The sequence below is a fragment of the Gemmatimonadaceae bacterium genome, assembly GCA_036496605.1.
Taxonomy (GTDB): Bacteria; Gemmatimonadota; Gemmatimonadetes; order Gemmatimonadales; family Gemmatimonadaceae; genus AG2.
Genome location: DASXKV010000068.1, coordinates 104,726 through 120,336, shown reverse-complemented (window position 1 = coordinate 120,336; position 15,611 = coordinate 104,726). Strand labels below are relative to the sequence as shown.

At 63.7% G+C, this 15,611-nt stretch carries 16 protein-coding genes; 14 read left to right on the top strand and 2 right to left on the bottom strand.

What is annotated here, in order from left to right:
* Positions 1-2 precede the first annotated feature (2 nt).
* Positions 3-887 carry a hypothetical protein gene (locus VGH98_25980; protein ID HEY2379458.1) on the bottom strand — a complete coding sequence of 295 codons (885 nt, stop codon included), beginning with the start codon at positions 885-887 and terminating at the stop codon, positions 3-5.
* A gap of 314 nt (positions 888-1,201) precedes the next feature.
* On the opposite strand from VGH98_25980, the gene ruvB reads away from it, so the two are divergent.
* The 14 genes from ruvB (at position 1,202) to VGH98_25910 (ending at position 13,351) form a co-directional block, all read left to right on the top strand.
* Positions 1,202-2,227 (top strand): Holliday junction branch migration DNA helicase RuvB, encoded by a 1,026-nt coding sequence (gene ruvB, locus VGH98_25975; GenBank protein HEY2379457.1) that lies wholly within the window; start codon positions 1,202-1,204, stop codon positions 2,225-2,227.
* A 66-nt stretch (positions 2,228-2,293) separates the two neighbouring features.
* Positions 2,294-3,319, top strand: a complete 1,026-nt coding sequence (gene queA / locus VGH98_25970) for a tRNA preQ1(34) S-adenosylmethionine ribosyltransferase-isomerase QueA (GenBank protein ID HEY2379456.1) — start codon at positions 2,294-2,296, stop codon at positions 3,317-3,319.
* Positions 3,320-3,372: 53 nt separating this feature from the next.
* Positions 3,373-4,533, top strand: a complete 1,161-nt coding sequence (tgt, locus tag VGH98_25965; GenBank protein ID HEY2379455.1) for a tRNA guanosine(34) transglycosylase Tgt — start codon at positions 3,373-3,375, stop codon at positions 4,531-4,533.
* On the top strand, positions 4,530-4,916 hold the full coding sequence (gene yajC, locus VGH98_25960; GenBank protein HEY2379454.1) for a preprotein translocase subunit YajC: 387 nt from the start codon (positions 4,530-4,532) through the stop codon (positions 4,914-4,916). The genes tgt and yajC overlap by 4 nt, the downstream gene beginning before the upstream one ends.
* Positions 4,917-4,947: 31 nt before the next feature.
* The gene (gene def, locus VGH98_25955) at positions 4,948-5,508 is read left to right on the top strand and encodes a peptide deformylase (protein ID HEY2379453.1); all 561 of its coding nucleotides are present in this window, start codon (positions 4,948-4,950) and stop codon (positions 5,506-5,508) included.
* Between the two features lie 3 nt (positions 5,509-5,511).
* Complete coding sequence (gene fmt / locus VGH98_25950) at positions 5,512-6,465, top strand: methionyl-tRNA formyltransferase (GenBank protein HEY2379452.1); 954 nt, start codon at positions 5,512-5,514, stop codon at positions 6,463-6,465.
* Positions 6,466-6,473: 8 nt separating this feature from the next.
* On the top strand, positions 6,474-7,190 hold the full coding sequence (locus VGH98_25945) for a thiamine phosphate synthase (GenBank protein ID HEY2379451.1): 717 nt from the start codon (positions 6,474-6,476) through the stop codon (positions 7,188-7,190).
* Positions 7,168-8,598, top strand: a complete 1,431-nt coding sequence (gene rsmB, locus VGH98_25940) for a 16S rRNA (cytosine(967)-C(5))-methyltransferase RsmB (protein ID HEY2379450.1) — start codon at positions 7,168-7,170, stop codon at positions 8,596-8,598. The genes VGH98_25945 and rsmB overlap by 23 nt, the downstream gene beginning before the upstream one ends.
* Positions 8,595-9,320, top strand: coding sequence for a PASTA domain-containing protein (locus tag VGH98_25935; protein ID HEY2379449.1), 726 nt, complete (start codon positions 8,595-8,597; stop codon positions 9,318-9,320). The genes rsmB and VGH98_25935 overlap by 4 nt, the downstream gene beginning before the upstream one ends.
* Positions 9,320-10,015 carry a ribulose-phosphate 3-epimerase gene (gene rpe / locus VGH98_25930; protein HEY2379448.1) on the top strand — a complete coding sequence of 232 codons (696 nt, stop codon included), beginning with the start codon at positions 9,320-9,322 and terminating at the stop codon, positions 10,013-10,015. The genes VGH98_25935 and rpe overlap by 1 nt, the downstream gene beginning before the upstream one ends.
* 35 nt (positions 10,016-10,050) lie before the next feature.
* Positions 10,051-10,602, top strand: coding sequence for a TlpA disulfide reductase family protein (locus VGH98_25925; GenBank protein ID HEY2379447.1), 552 nt, complete (start codon positions 10,051-10,053; stop codon positions 10,600-10,602).
* Positions 10,603-10,609: 7 nt separating this feature from the next.
* On the top strand, positions 10,610-11,359 hold the full coding sequence (locus VGH98_25920) for a hypothetical protein (protein ID HEY2379446.1): 750 nt from the start codon (positions 10,610-10,612) through the stop codon (positions 11,357-11,359).
* A 6-nt stretch (positions 11,360-11,365) separates the two neighbouring features.
* A complete protein-coding gene (gene tsaD, locus VGH98_25915) occupies positions 11,366-12,427 on the top strand; it encodes a tRNA (adenosine(37)-N6)-threonylcarbamoyltransferase complex transferase subunit TsaD (GenBank protein HEY2379445.1) in 1,062 nt (353 codons plus the stop codon).
* Positions 12,428-12,487: 60 nt separating this feature from the next.
* On the top strand, positions 12,488-13,351 hold the full coding sequence (locus VGH98_25910) for a prolipoprotein diacylglyceryl transferase family protein (protein ID HEY2379444.1): 864 nt from the start codon (positions 12,488-12,490) through the stop codon (positions 13,349-13,351).
* A 42-nt stretch (positions 13,352-13,393) separates the two neighbouring features.
* Here VGH98_25910 and VGH98_25905 read toward each other — a convergent pair whose 3' ends face one another.
* The gene (locus tag VGH98_25905; GenBank protein ID HEY2379443.1) at positions 13,394-15,607 is read right to left on the bottom strand and encodes a cytochrome c/FTR1 family iron permease; all 2,214 of its coding nucleotides are present in this window, start codon (positions 15,605-15,607) and stop codon (positions 13,394-13,396) included.
* Positions 15,608-15,611 lie beyond the last annotated feature (4 nt).

Sequence of the window (15,611 nt, the reverse complement as noted above, 5' to 3'; positions counted from 1 at the left end):
GGCTACCTCTGTGGCGGCAAGAAGATGTTTCGAACCTGCCAGAACTTGAAGCCAAGCGCCACACCGAGGACGAAGGCGCCGTGGTGGTTGTCGCGGTGGAGCACATCCGCATACGCGGGCGTAATCACGAGCGGTACCCAGCGCAGCGGAAGAATGGAGACGCCGAGCGCCAGATCCTGGCCGCCCCAATCGGCGATCGCGGTCACCTTTTCGTGGACGCGGAGACCGACGCTCCCGAACACGCCGACGCTCCCGAGCTGCGATGTGCTCGTTAGGCTGTCGAACTGGGGGCTGAAGCGACCGTCACCGGCGCCCAGGTTCGTCGTGAGGCTGCCGAAGGGATCGCCCTCGCGCTGCCGCAGACGCCAGACCTTGGAGACCACTCCGTAGTACGTTCTCGGCGCGTCCAGGGAGCCCCAGCCCGCGAGGTTCTCGCCGCCGAGGGCCGCCGCCCAGTTGCCCGGGAATGCACGGTGGATCTTGATTCCGAACGCGCCGTTCTGGCCAAAACCCTCGTCGACGGTCGAGAACGAGAAGACGCTGACCTCGACGCCTATGTAATCACGTGCGTTCCACAGGCCAAAGCCGGCAACCGCAGATCCGTCCGCATGCTCGCCGCTACGTGTTCGGCTGGCGAAGCCGGCGCCGACAAAGCCGTCCCCGAAGTTCGCTCCGTAGGCCGACTGCGACGAGGTGTTTTGCGCCGGTGCAAAGCGCGACGCCGTCGCTGCCACTTCGAGCGAGGGCACCAGCGGCACGACAAAGCGTCGCCTCAGGCTGTCGAGGATCTGCCCCGGGTTTTGTGCCCAGACTGGGTGAACCATTGCGCTCAGCGCCAGCATCCCCAGGCTCGCCACGCCCACGCGCAGAAGCCGATCGCGTCCCATGAACAATCTCCTCGAAAAAAGAGTCAGCCCTACTCGCCGGCGCAGACGCGCTGCTGCTGGTAGCACGTTGCAGTGCGTTACGCGAACACTGAGTTGTTAAGACAAGCTTGCCCGCAAACAGCGAGAATTGCGCCGCTGGCTCGGCGAGCGGACGGTTGTCGAGCCGCTCATTTGCGCTCGCACCACGCCTATTTGGAGTCGTGCGCGCTCCGCACGCACTCCACCTCCTCTCGCTGAAATCAGCAGGCAGCTACCCGTATAGTTCGGACTTTCTTCGGAGTATCTTTATCGTTCAATTTTGCCCAATAATCCTGATGTCACGCGCCGAGATCACAACGCCGGAGGCGCTCGCCGACGAATCGGTCGTCGAGCTTTCTCTTCGCCCTCAGCGCCTGGCCGAATTCATCGGTCAGGAGAAGGTGAAGCAAAGCCTCCGCATCTGGATCGATGCCGCTCTCGCACGTCGCGAGCCGCTCGATCACGCGGTGTTCTACGGTCCTCCTGGACTTGGCAAGACCACGCTGGCCGAGCTCATTGCTCGCGAGCTTGGAGTCAACATTCGCACCACCTCGGGTCCGGCCCTCGAAAAACCGGGTGATCTCGTCGGAACTCTCACCAACCTGCGTGAGGGAGACATCCTCTTCATCGACGAGATTCACCGCCTGCGGCCGATCATCGAGGAGTTCCTCTATCCGGCGATGGAGGACTACAAGATCGACATTCGACTGTCCGAAGGGCCAAAGGCGCAGACAATAACGATGCCTATCGAGCGCTTCACGCTCATCGGCGCGACGACCCGCTTTGGGATGCTCACGCCGCCAATGCGCGCGCGCTTCGGCATTGTCGAGCGTCTCAACTACTACCCGGTGGAAGACCTCGAGCAGATCGTGGCGAGGTCAGCGATGGTGCTGAATGTCGAGATCGCCGAAGGCGGGGCGCACGAGATCGCGCGCCGGTCCCGCGGCACGCCACGTGTTGCAAACCGTCTCCTCCGGCGCGTGCGCGACTACGCCCAGGTGAAGGCCGACGGAGTCATCACGACGGAGGTCGCTTCCCAGCTCCTGCGGATGATCGACGTCGACGAGTTTGGGCTCGACGACATGGATGCGCGAATTCTCAAGACGATCATCGAGAAATTTGAGGGCGGTCCGGTTGGGCTGAACAACATCGGCGCCGCCATCGGTGAGGATTCGACAACCATCGAGGAGGTGTACGAGCCGTTCCTCGTCCAGCACGGATTCCTCCAGCGTACACCGCGCGGCCGCGTCGCGACACCGCTCGCGTACCGGCATTTCGGATACACCCCGCCAAGTCCGAGCGGGCAGCCGAGTTTGTTTTAGGGGTTGGTGATTGGTGGTTGGTGAACATCACTGCCATCCACCAACAGCCAGCCACCAATCGCACACGTGCGCACGTCTGACTTCGACTTCCATCTTCCGCCAGAGCTCATCGCGCAGCAGCCAGTCGCGCGGCGCGATGAGAGCCGGCTCATGGTCGTCGATCGGGCGAGCGGCTCGATTAGCCATCGTCAATTTCGCGATCTCGTCGAGATAATTCCCGGGGGCGACTTGCTCGTCGTCAATCGCACGCGCGTCGTGCGCGCGCGATTGCTCGGAACCCGGCCATCGGGTGCACCGGCAGAGATCATGCTGCTCAAGCCAGTGAGGGGTGATCGCTACGAGGCGTTGGTATCACCGGGAGGAAAGCTGAAGCCAGGACGCACGGTTGCCGTTGCTCCGGACTTCTCGGTCGAGATACTCGAGGTCACCAAACGTCGGACGCGGATCGTGCGACTCATTGGCAACGAGCCAGTCGATGCGCTCATCGAGCGGTATGGTCACGTCCCGCTGCCGCCGTACATCCCACGTCCGGACGTCCCCGACGACGCCGAGCGATACCAAACGGTGTACGCCCGCGAAGCGGGCTCCGTCGCGGCGCCGACAGCCGGGCTCCACTTCACGGCCGAGCTTCTGGACGCGCTGGCCGAGCACGGCGTTAGGCGCGCCGAGGTGCTGTTACATGTCGGTGCGGGAACGTTCAAGCCGGTAGAGGTCGAAGACCCTGGGCAGCACGTCATGCACGAGGAATGGTACGCCATCGCCGAGGACGCGGCCGCGAGGATCAACTCGACGCGCTCGGGCGGCGGGTCGATATGGGCGGTCGGCACGACCAGCGTTCGCACGCTCGAGAGCGCGGCCGACGCAAAGGGATGCGTGGCCTCCGGCGCAGGCGAGACGAGTATCTTCATCCGGCCACCGTATCGCTTTCGCTCGGTCGACCACCTCATCACGAACTTTCATCTCCCTCGCTCGACGCTGATCATGCTGGTGGCGGCGTTCGCCGGCTATGACCTAACGATGGCGGCCTACCGAGGAGCGATCGCGAACGGCTATCGGTTCTATTCGTATGGTGACGCAATGGTCGTCATCTGACAGGCGAGGCGCTGGGGATAGGGGCGAGAGAGGTGCTAGGTGTTCGGTGCTCGGTGGTAGAGAACTCGGAGGCGTTTTCGTTCGAGGTCGAGGCGCGGGAAGAACGCGCGCGTTCTGCGGTGTTTAGCACGCCGCACGGCGACGTGAAAACGCCGACGTTCATGCCTGTCGGCACGCTGGCAACCGTCAAAGCGCTCGATCCCGCGGAGCTCGAGACGATGGGCGCGCAGATGATTCTCGCTAACGCCTATCACCTCCATCTTCGTCCTGGCGACGCGCTTATCCGAGAGCTCGGCGGCCTCCACGACTTCATGGGCTGGTCGAGGCCGATCCTCACCGACTCCGGCGGGTTTCAAGTTTTCTCATTAGCGGCACTCCGCACAATCGACGAAGATGGCGTCGAGTTCCGCAGCCACATCGATGGATCGAGCCGCCGGTTCACGCCCGAGTCCGTGACGCAAATCGAGCGCAACCTCGGCGCTGACGTGATCATGCAGTTCGATCATGTCATCCCGGGCCAGAGCGACGAAGCCACCGCGCGCGACGCGAGCGAGCGCAGCGTGCGCTGGCTCGGTCGATGTGCCCGCGAGTTGGCGCGATCGACGAATGCCGAGCCTGGGCTTGCGCAGGCGCTCTTCCCTATCGTTCAAGGTGGGATTCACGAGTCACTTCGACTCGAGGCAACGCGGAACATACTGTCGAGCGGCGACTGGATCGGCTTTGGCATTGGTGGGTTGTCCGTCGGAGAGGCAAAGCCCGACATGTATCGCATCCTCGAGGTCGTCGCCGACGTGCTGCCATCGGACCGGCCACGATATCTGATGGGTGTCGGTTTTCCGGAAGACCTCGTCGAAGGCGTGCGGCGCGGAGTCGATCTCTTCGATTGTGTGGCACCGACACGAATGGGCCGCAACGGCGCCGCGTTCACTGCGGACGGACGCATCAACATCAAGCGCGCCGAGTTTCGAACGGATAGACGGCCGCTCGACGAGAGTTGCGATTGCGCCGCTTGTCGTCGCTTCACGCGCGCGTACGTGCGCCATCTCTTTGTCGCCGACGAAATCCTCGGCCATCGCCTGCTTTCGCTGCACAATGTACATTTCCTCGTTCGCCTGATGGCCATAGCGCGTGAAATGATTCGCGCCGGTACTTTCGGCGGATGGAGCCGAGATTGGCTCGCCCGCTATCACTCCCGACCGACGATTCCGGCATGACCTCGACAGCCGCCTTCTTTCTACTTCAAGCCGGCGGTGGGTCCGCGCCGTCGCCACTGTTCCAGTTAGGCATTCAGGTCGCGCTGATTCTCGCGATCTTCTATTTCCTCATGGTGCGGCCACAACAGAAGCAGCGACGGCAACACGAGGAGTCGCTTCGCAACTTGCAGAAAGGCGACGAGATCGTGACGACCGGCGGCATCGTCGGGCGAGTGATCTTCATCAAGGAAACGATGAAAGACGGCGCGCCGGTGAGGTCGATGGACGATCAGGTGACGATCAAGTCGGACGAATCGCGGCTCATCGTCGAGCGCGGCCGAATCGCGCGCGTGACGAGCGCGAAGCGCGCCGAGACAACGACCTCGACGACGTCAGCCTCGTGAGGCAACACGTACAGCGATAGAGAAAAAGCTCGTGAGTTTGTTGGATATTCGCGTCTACGGCGATCCCGTTCTCCGTACACCAACCGAGATCGTGAGCGACGTCACGCCGGAGCTCCGCCGGCTGGTGGCCGACATGTTCGAAACGATGTACGCGGCGAAAGGTATCGGTCTCGCGGCGCCGCAGGTTGGACGGGTCGAGCGGCTGTCCGTAATCGACGTCGATGGTCGGCGACTGGTGCTATTCAACCCGGAAATCGTCGAGAGCGATCCGAAGAGAATAAAAGGCGAAGAAGGGTGCCTCTCGATTCCCGAGATCTACGGCGACGTCGAGCGATCGGCGCGCGTTGTGGTTCGAGCGATGGATCTCGATGGGAAGACCTACGAGGTCGAGGGGACGGAGCTTCTCTCGCGTTGCCTGCAGCACGAGATCGACCACCTGCACGGCCGGCTCTTCCTCGATTACCTGAGCGCATTAAAGCGCCGCGCCGCCACGAGCAAGTGGGCGAAGGAAAAGGAGAAGTATCCTGGCAACATTCGTCGCCTAACGCCGGGTGAGATCGCCGAGCACCACCATCGCGACGAGGAGCTCTGAGCGATGCGCGCGCTCTTCTGGGGCACGCCGGAGTTCGCGACGCCGGCGCTGCGCGCGCTCATCGGCGAAGGTTTCGACGTCGTCGGCGTGGTCACGCAACCCGATCGATCCGTGGGTCGATCGCGATCGACGGTGCAGTCCTCGCCCGTGAAACAAATCGCGCTCGATGAAGGAATCCCCGTCCTTCAGCCGGAGCGGCCGCGCGGCGACGATTTTGTGGCCGAGCTCTCCCGCCTGCGGCCCGATCTCTCGGTGGTCGTCGCGTACGGGCACATCTTGCCCGAGACAGTGATCGATTTACCGCAGCGCGGTACCGTGAATATTCACGGCTCGCTGCTCCCTGCCCTTCGCGGCGCCGGGCCGATCCAGGCCGCGATTCGCGAGGGACTCGTCGAAACGGGCGTAACGATCATGCGCATGGTGCCTGCCCTCGACGCGGGTCCGATCATCCTCCAGGCACGCGCGGACGTGCTCGAGGACGAGACGTATGGCGAGCTCTCTCTCCGTCTCTCGGAGCTCGGAGCACTCACCCTCGTCGAAGCACTCTCGCTGATGGAGCTAGGTGACGCCCACGAGCAGCCGCAAGACGATTCGCTCGCGAGCTACGCGCACAAGATCGAGCGCTCGGCAACCTGGATCGACTGGAACGCGAGTGCACCGAGCGTGTGCCGCCTGATTCGCTCGCTCGATCCAAAACCTGGCGCGGTCACAATGCTCCGCGGATCCGAGGTGAAATTCTTCGGAGCTAAACTTGCGCCGCACGGCGCCTCGATGGCTGCCGGTCAGATCCAATCGATCGATGACGATGGACTGATCGTTGCCTGCGGCGAAGGGGCGGCCAGAATCACGGTTGTGCAGCCATCGGGAAAGCGCCGGCTTTCGCCTAACGAATGGGCGCGCGGACGGGGCGCTGCGGCCGGCGACCGGTTCGAAACCTCGCCGGCAGCCGTCTCGTAGCCACTGGCGTGGAAAGCGAAGCGCCGGCGGTCGTCGTTCCGATCCTTCACGCCGTCTCGAATGACGAGATCGTGGGCCGCGCGAATTTCCTCGATCGCGCTCGCACCGTGATGCGCGCGATGGGTCCACGCGGTGCATTACAGCTGCGCGCCTCGCGCATGGCGCTGGATGACTCGAGTCGCTTTGCCGAGCTCGCACTCACACTCGCGGAGGAGCAGGCGCGAACCGGCGCATGGCTCGTCGTGAACGATCGTGCCGATGTCGCTCTCATCGCCTGCGCGCGCGGTCTGCAGCTGACCGCGCGGTCGCTCGACGTCGCTGACGCAGTGAAGGTGATGCTCGAGAGGGGTGCCCAGTGCGGCGCGAACCTGCAGATAGCCATCGGAGCAAGCCTGCACTCCCTCGAGGAGGGAATCGCGGCGCGGCTTGCGGGCGCTGCATGGGGCGTCGTGAGCGACGTGCTGGCTCCCCATGGAACAAAAGCCGACGAGTTCGACTCGCGCCCGTCGACGAACGATGGAGGACGCGCGCTACTCGAACGCCTCGTCAGGTTTTCGGGCATTCCGATCATCGCTATTGGGGGCATTGTCCCGCAACACGTCGCGCTATTGCGTCGCATCGGTGTGAGCGGCATAGCCGCGATTCGAGGAATCTGGGATGCCGATGATTCCGAGCGTGCAGTCATCGACTATCTTTCCGCCTATGACGCGGAGGTGGGACGATAGCCGCTCGGCGCTTGGCGGATCGAACGACGGCGGCGCGGATGCCCCATCAGGCGACGCGCCGGCAAGAGTCGCGACGACGGGCGGAGTCACCGATGCACGCGCCGCCGCCGCGGCGATCTGTGCGGATCTGCGTGCGGGCGAATTGCTCGACGCGGCATTCGATCGACGCGTTGGCGACGAGTACCACCTCGATGCGCGTGACAGACGGTGGACGCGTGAACTCGTTTACAGCATGCTGCGCCGCCGGTCGCGACTCGACGCTTTTCTGAACGAGCGCGTGCGCAACGGTATCGCGCGTCTCGATGCCGATCTGCTCGATCTGCTACGGCTCGGCGCGTTTCAGCTGTTGCATATGGGCAGCGTGCCAGCGTACGCCGCGATCGCGCAGACCGTGGAGCTCGCGAAGCGACGACACGGACTGGGCGCGAGTAAGCTCGCCAACGCCGTATTGCGTCGACTCGATCGCGAACGCGACGCGCTTCAGCTGCCAACGCCCTCCGATCCACTCGATGCGCTGGCACTCGAGTACTCCCACCCACGCTGGTTGATCGCGCGTTGGATTGCTCGTTGGGGAGAGGAGGAGACGCGTCGCCTGCTCGACGCCAACAATGGCGAAGCGCCGCTTGTCGCGAGGCCGTATCATGCAGTGCGTGAACAGCTCGAGGCGATGCTCGAGGCGGCCGGCGTGCGGGTCGACGAAGCGCCATTGGCTCGCGACAGCATCGTACTGAGCAGCCAGGTATCCTCGCTCACCGACCTCGGCGCATTTCGTCAGGGACTTTTTCATCTTCAGGATCCGGGCTCGACGCTCGTCACGCAGTACGCGTGCGTGCCGACCGGCGCCATCGTTGCCGATCTGTGCGCCGCGCCCGGTGGCAAGTCGATCGAGCTGTCGCGCAATGCATCACGGGTCTACTCGAGCGATGTCTCATTCGGCAGGTTGCGGCGGCTGATCGGCAACATCGCCAGACTCGAGATCGCGCATGTGTTTCCCTATGTCGCCGACGCGCGAATGCCGGCGATGCGACCGGTCGATTTCGTGCTCATCGACGTGCCGTGCACCGGCACGGGCACACTTCGCCGGCATCCAGACGCGCGGTGGAGACTGAAGCCGTCGGACCTCGCCGTTCTCGGAGCACTTCAGCGTTCGATCTTCCGAGCCGCGGCACAGGTTGTTCGGCCCGGTGGATTGCTCGTGTATAGCACTTGCTCATTGGAGCCGGAGGAGAACGACGCCCCGCTCGAAGCGTTCCTCGCCGAGAACCCGACATGGCGGCTCGAGCCGCCGCCGGAGGGTACTGTCCCGGCGACGGTACTGGATGCCGGCCGGTTGCGCGTGCTCCCGCAGCGCCATGGCATCGATGGCGCGTTCGCCGCTCGCCTGCGCAGGCTGGGAGGCGAGCAGTGAATTGGCGCGGCATCATTCGCCGCCTCATTCCGTATCTCATCGCGATCGTCGGCGGCTTTCTGCTCGCCTACCTGGTTGCTGCTTTCGTCTTATTTCCGTCCGGCGTCATCAGTCAGGATCTCAAGGTGCCTAACGTCATCGGGCTCGACCTGACAACTGCGCAACAGCGGCTGACGCAAGCTGGATTCGAGTCCGAGCAAGGTGAGACCCGCTTCCACGCCGCGGCCCCAAAAGGAACGGTGCTGGATCAGAATCCTCCCGCTGACATCAAGGAGCCGGCTGGAACCAAGGTCTCGCTCGCGATCAGCGGCGGTCAGCGCATGGCAGCCGTTCCAAATGTTGTCGGTATGGCTCGGCCCGACGCCGAGCGCATTCTAGATCAGGCCGGCTTCGACGTCGGAGACGTTACGGAACAGCCGGGCCAGACCGCGCGCGGCGAAGTCCTCGACACGCGTCCGCGGCCCGGAACCGAAACGCCGATACCTGGTCCCGTCGCGCTCGTCCTCAGCGGTGGACCGGCGACGATCCAGGTTCCCGACGTCGTCGGTCGGAGCTTCGCGCAAGCACGGCAGCTCCTCCAACAGCTCGGCCTCGCTGTGGGGGACGTCACGACGGCTAACGGCGGACAGCCGGACGGCGGCGCGTTGGTGATGTCGCAGTCGCCGGCCGCGGGCGCTGCGGTTCCGGCAGGATCTAAAATCACGCTGCGGGTCGGATTGTAATGGGAGAGGCCTTCGCGACGGTGCACCCGCACTCCCCGCGTATCGCACCGAGCATTCTCTCGGCTGACTTCGCACGTCTCGCCGACGAAATCGCGATGTGCGAAGCGGGCGGCGCGGATCTGATTCACATCGATGTCATGGACGGCCAGTTCGTTCCGAACATCACCTTCGGTGCCAAGGTCATCGAGACTGTCCGCCGGCTCACCGATCTGCCGCTCGACTGCCATTTAATGATCGTGCAGCCCGAGCGTTATTTCGACGATTTCGCATCTGCCGGCGCGACGGCGATTACGATACACGCCGAGGTGTCGCCTCATCTCCAGCGCCAGCTCGTCCGTATTCGTGAGGTCGGCTGCCGCGCCGGCGTTGCCCTGAACCCTTCGACCACCCTAGCGGGTATCGTTGAGGTGTTGGCGGATCTGGATCTCCTTTTGATCATGACCGTTAACCCTGGCTTCGGCGGTCAGGAGTTCATTCCGCACTCACTGGACAAGATCCGCCGTGCGCGGCAGGTGCTCGCCGAAGCGAGCAGCCGAGCAACGCTGGAGGTTGACGGCGGCATCGCCCGCGACACCATTGGAGTTTGTTGGCGGGCCGGAGCCGACACCTTTGTCGCGGGAAATGCCATTTTCTCCGCGAGGGATCCGCAGGCGGAGATTGGAGCGTTACGAGATCAATGCGCGGTGAGCGTCTGATGCGTTGTGCGCCAGCGGCGGAGCGTTGAGAGAGTATGACTGTCAAGCAACAATGGATGATCGTCGGCGTCGTCGTGGCGCTCCTCGCCGGTGGATTGTTCATCGGGGTGAAGTTGTTTGCCGACGATCTGTTCCCCGTTGCCGTCGGTTCACCTGCACCAGCATTCGAGGCGAAGGACCTCGCGTCGGGTGCAACGCGAACGATCGCCGACTATCGCGGGAAGGTGGTTTTGCTCAACGTGTGGGCGACATGGTGTGAGCCGTGCAAGATTGAGATGCCGAGCATGGAGGAGTTGTATCGCGCATACGGCCCACGCGGAGTGCATATCGTCGCCGTGAGCATCGACGACGCGGTATCCGAAGACTCGATTCGAGCTTACGCGAGGCACCTTGGTCTCACCTTTGAGATTCTGCACGATCCCACGCACGAGATCGAGCGCGCGTATCAGACGACCGGATATCCCGAGAGCTTCGTCATCGATCGCGGCGGCACGATTCGCAGGAAGTGGATCTCGGCGGCCGACTGGAACTCTCCATGGAGTCGCTCGCTGTTCGACGAGTTGTTAGGCGTGCGAGCGGCGGACTGAATCGGATATGCAAGGGCCGCCGACTTCGCAGACGGAGACCGGTGCCAGCCAGCGACTGATTACAACCTGGCGGCGGCGGCTCATCGAGGCATTCACCCAGCGGCTCGCGCTCAAAGGCACCGCGCTCCTCATCGCGATCGTGCTCTGGTTCATCGTCACGGCGAAGGAGCCGAATCAGGATCTCGTGGACGTGCAGTTCGCGCCGCAACTCGACAGCTCCCTTGTGCTCAAGGATCCGCCGCCGACGATTCACGCACTCGTCGTCGGCACGCCACAGGAGTTGCTGAAGCTCTTTGCGCATCCGCTGATCATCAGGCGACAGATCGCTGCCAATTCGCCAGACACCGTCGTTGTGGATCTATCGACGTCGGATGTCGAGCTTCCGCCGGGCGTGGACGCGATCGTGCGCGGCGTCGAGCCCCGCAGCGTGACGCTCCGATTCGAGTCGACGAGCTCGCGGGTTGTTCCTGTGCACTCGAGCGTGCAGGTTGTGAGCGATACCTTGCATCCTTCGCCGCCGGTCGCGGTACGACTAGATCCCGAGCGCGTGGAGGTGAGCGGACCGCGTCAACGTGTCCTTAGCCTCCAGTACGTGACGACGGTACGGGTGGCAATTCCCGCGACCGATTCACTCCCTCATCTCGTCGATATCGACACGACGCGTCTTGGGCTGCGCGTGAGGCCGTCGCAGGTGAAGGTGCATCTCGTGCCATCGATGTCGGCCACGGCGAGCGCCACGACCGGCACGAAGCACTGATCGACGATGCGAGTCCTTGGAATCGAGACATCGTGCGACGAGACGTCGGCGGCGGTGCTGAGTGGCGCGGGAGACGAGTCGTCGATGCAATCGCTCGTCATTCTGTCGCAGGATGTGCATCGAATATTTGGCGGCGTCGTGCCGGAGATCGCGTCGCGCGCGCACGTCACTGCGGTCGTGCCTGTCGTCGAGCGCGCGCTCGCTGACGCGGGCGTGGCTCGCAACGGGCTCAACGCGGTCGCCGTGACTAACGGGCCTGGACTGGTCGGTGCACTTCTCGTTGGTGTGAGCTTCGCGAAAGCATTGGCATTCGCGCTCGACGTCCCCGTGATCGGCGTGCACCACATGGAGGGACACCTCTTCGCCACCGCGCTGGAGCGGCCCGAAGCAGTCCCGCCGTTCATCGCACTCCTCATCTCGGGAGGGCACACGCTATTGCTTGATGTCGAGGCTTGGGGCCAGTATCGACTCCTCGGCCGCACTCGCGACGATGCGGCCGGCGAAGCCTACGACAAGGTCGCGAAGCTCCTCGGGCTGTCGTATCCTGGCGGACCGGCGATCGAGCGTGAGGCACCGAATGGAGCGGTCACCGTTGATGCACGGCGCTATCGCTTTGCCCGGCCAATGCTCCGCCGTGACCAGCGGCCGGGCGATGCGGACTATTACGACGTCTCGTTTAGTGGATTGAAAACGGCTGTCCTGAACGCGGTCCGCGAGACGACTGCAACGTCACCCCTCAGTGCAGCCACGCGCGCGGCCATTGCGCGAGCCTTTCAGGACGCGCTGATCGAGACCCTCGTCGAAAAGACAGCACGGGCCGTGCGACAATTCAGGCGATCCCGAGTCGTTCTGGGGGGCGGAGTAGCGGGCAACCGGACACTCGTCGCCGCGATGCGGGAGCGATGCGCGGAGCTGGGTGCACGCGTCTTCGCCCCGAGTCCGCGTCTGGCCACGGATAACGCCGCGATGATCGCTCGTGCTGGTCTTTTCCATCTCGAGCGCGGTGAACATTCGTCGCTCGACCTCAATGCTTTCGCATCGCTTCCGCTGCCGGGAGTCGCCGCCTGAAGTCACTCGCGCAAGACGCTCGCTCCTGCTCCTCACGCCTATTAAACTGACCGCACGTACATGACGCTCTCCGATCCGATCGTTCACCACCCGCTCTCATACGCCGTCGGGCCGCTCAATTTCACCGGCTTCGGCGTCGCCGTGCTCATGGCGTTCGTCGTCGCGCAGATCATCGGCCAGCGCGAGCTCACGCGCCGCGGCCATGATCCCGAACCGGTGAGCGACATGATCTTCGCCGCAGTCATCGGCGGCCTGGTCGGAGCAAAACTGTATTACGTCGTGGTGCTGGGTAATTGGGACGCGCTGTTCACGCGCTCGGGTTTCGTCTTCTGGGGCGGCTTGATCGGCGGCACCCTCGCCGTGATGCTCGTCATTTGGAAGAAGAAGATTCCAATGTTACGAATCTTCGACGTCGGTGCGCCGGCAGTCGCCGCTGCGTACGCCGTTGGACGCACTGGCTGCTGGGCGGTTGGGGATGACTATGGAAAGCCGTGGACGGGTGGCGGATTCCTCTCGGTCGAGTTCCCGAACGGCGCGCCGCCGTCGACGGTGGGGTGGATGAGCCACGACTTCGGGGTTCGGTTTCCGCCGGGAATGAATCCAAACACGGTCGTCGCAGTCTATCCGACGCAGCTCATCGAGGTCGCGCTCGGTCTCATCATGTTCGGCATACTGTGGCGGCTGCGCGACCATAAGCACGCCGAAGGATGGCTGTTCGGCGTCTACTGCGTTCTGGCTGGTACCGAGCGTTTCCTTGTCGAGTTCCTGCGGGCGAAGGACGATCGCACTCTCTACGGTGGCCTAACGATGGCGCAGTTCATCGCGATCGTCTTCGTCCTGGCCGGTTTCGCCTGGATGTGGTGGAGACGCGATGTCACGCAGGAGAAGTCCGGCATTTACGCCGCGCCGGTGGCGAGCAGCTAGTGACGAGTGATTAGTGGCGAGTGAATTCCCACTCGTCACTCGTCATTCATCATTCGGCACTTTGGTCTCCTCCGCCACCGCGTCCTCGAGCGCCGCGAGCCGCGCCCGCAACCGCTCGTTGTCCTCGCGCAGTGCCCCAAGCTCCGCGACAATATCCATGGTCGGCTTGGCGTCCGAAACGACCGTCGGGAGCGCTACCGAGCGCTTCGGCCAGAACGTCTTCGCGAGCGCGAACACGAACAGAGCCAAGAGCAGCAGCTGCGCAAGCACCGTTTCCCAGGTCGGATACAAGCCTAACGCTTCGATGTGCGGGACGCCGGGGATGAGCGTGATCGGCATCGCGTTGCCTTCCTGCAGTTCGCGCACGCCCTTCCCCATGAACACGAAAGCCATGTAATAAAGCAGAACACTCGTGACGCCGAAGAACTTGCGAAGCGGAATGCGCACGCCGTAGCGATAGAACAGCGTGAAGATCACGGCAAGTGCGGCAAAGCCCAGGATGATTCCGAGTGAAATCGGCAGTGCGACGCGTGGCCCTTCGTCGAAGAGCGCCTGATAGAACAATGCCGTCTCCGCGCCTTCGCGATACACCGCGAGGAAGGCCACGAATGCGAGCGCTTTACCGCCGCCGTGCGCGAGCGCCGTGTTGACCTTCTCGCGAATGAACTGCTGCCATTTTGCCGCTTCGACGCGTGAAATCAACCAATAGCTCACCGAGAACAGCACGGCGACAGCGACCAGCAACGTGAGACCTTCGATGATCTCGCGACTCGCCGGCATCGCGCCCAGGAGTGTTTTTAGCACGACTGCCGTCACCGCGCTCGCGAGAAGCCCGAGGACAACGCCGGTCCAGATATCCCGCAATCGCTCTCGATGACCCGTCTTGAGCAGAAAAGCCACGACGGCGCCGATCACGAGGATCGCCTCGAATCCCTCGCGGAGAATGATGAGGAAAGACTGAACGAACGCCTCGTAGGCGCTCCCCGTGCGCTGCGTGAGGTCGATGACCTTCGGCATCGTCGCTTCGATCGCGTCGCGCGCGCGCTCGGCACCGTGAATGTCGTTCGTACGGACCGCTCCCTTGAAGTCCGCGAAGAGTTTTTCCATCGACGACACGACGCCGGGATCTCGCGCGCGCGCCGGTGTCTCGATCGGCTCGAAGGCGAGGTACGCATCGAAGGCGCGATCGGAAGCGTCGCCCAACCTTCCCGCTCGCACGGCAGTGAGCGACTGCTCGAGCAACGAGAGCGCGTTGGCTGCTGCAGCGTCGGTGCCGGTATCGCGACCCGATGCTGACGCGAAGACTGGCGCGCGATCGTGCATCGGCAGTGTCCGCAAATATGCGACGACGCTCTGTACTTGCGCGGGCGACAGATCGCGGGTCGGGGGCATCGGTGTCCCGGGCATTCCGTCGCGGGTGACCGCCGCAAGCTGCGCATCCGACCGCTCGGCTTGCCAAGCGAAGGAGCCGATCTCGGGCGGCAGGCGGCTCAACGAACGTGTCAGCGGCGCGTCTCCATTTCCAAGGACGCCATGACACTGGGTGCAGCTCTGCGCGAAGATGCCCTCGCCCTCGGCGATCTGTGCACTGCTCGAATGGAGCGACATCAGATACGAGACGACGTTCCATCGCTGATTTGGCGTCAGCTGGCCCGCGAAGCCGACCATGGGCGTGCCGGCAACGCCGACTGACATGATGCGATAGAGTAGCGCAGGGCTACGGTCGTGCATCTCCTGGGCGCTCCCGATGGCAGGTGGCTTCGGATTGAGCGCCGCTGCTGCCGGCCCATCGCCCAAGCCGCGCATGCCATGGCACGAGGCGCAGCTATTCTCGTAAATCGCGCGGCCGTTCGCGAGATCGATCGGACTATTCGGCAGGTCGAGCGCTGCCTCACTGCCTAACGCGGAAGCGAATCGGCGATTCAAAGCGGCCAGCTCGCTCGGAGGACGCTTGGAGCTCACCGCTGCTACGATCGAGTCGAGCAGCACCCGCGCCGTGTCCCCTCGCGTGCCAGGCAGACGGTCGGCCGTTCGCCGAGCGTCCGTGAGGAAGTCGACCGCTTCCTGATATTCCTGCGCCGAGATCGTGCGGCCTCGCTCGTCGATCCCCTTGGCGTACTCCTCGAGCGCGACGGTCACGATATTCGCGACCCGCTGCACGGGGTGCTCCTGGCCGGGTAAGGGAGAAAAGGCGCACAGGAGCGCGACGACGGCGAGTAGCCGAGTCCGACGGATCAGAACGGCAGCAGGAGTCATTGCC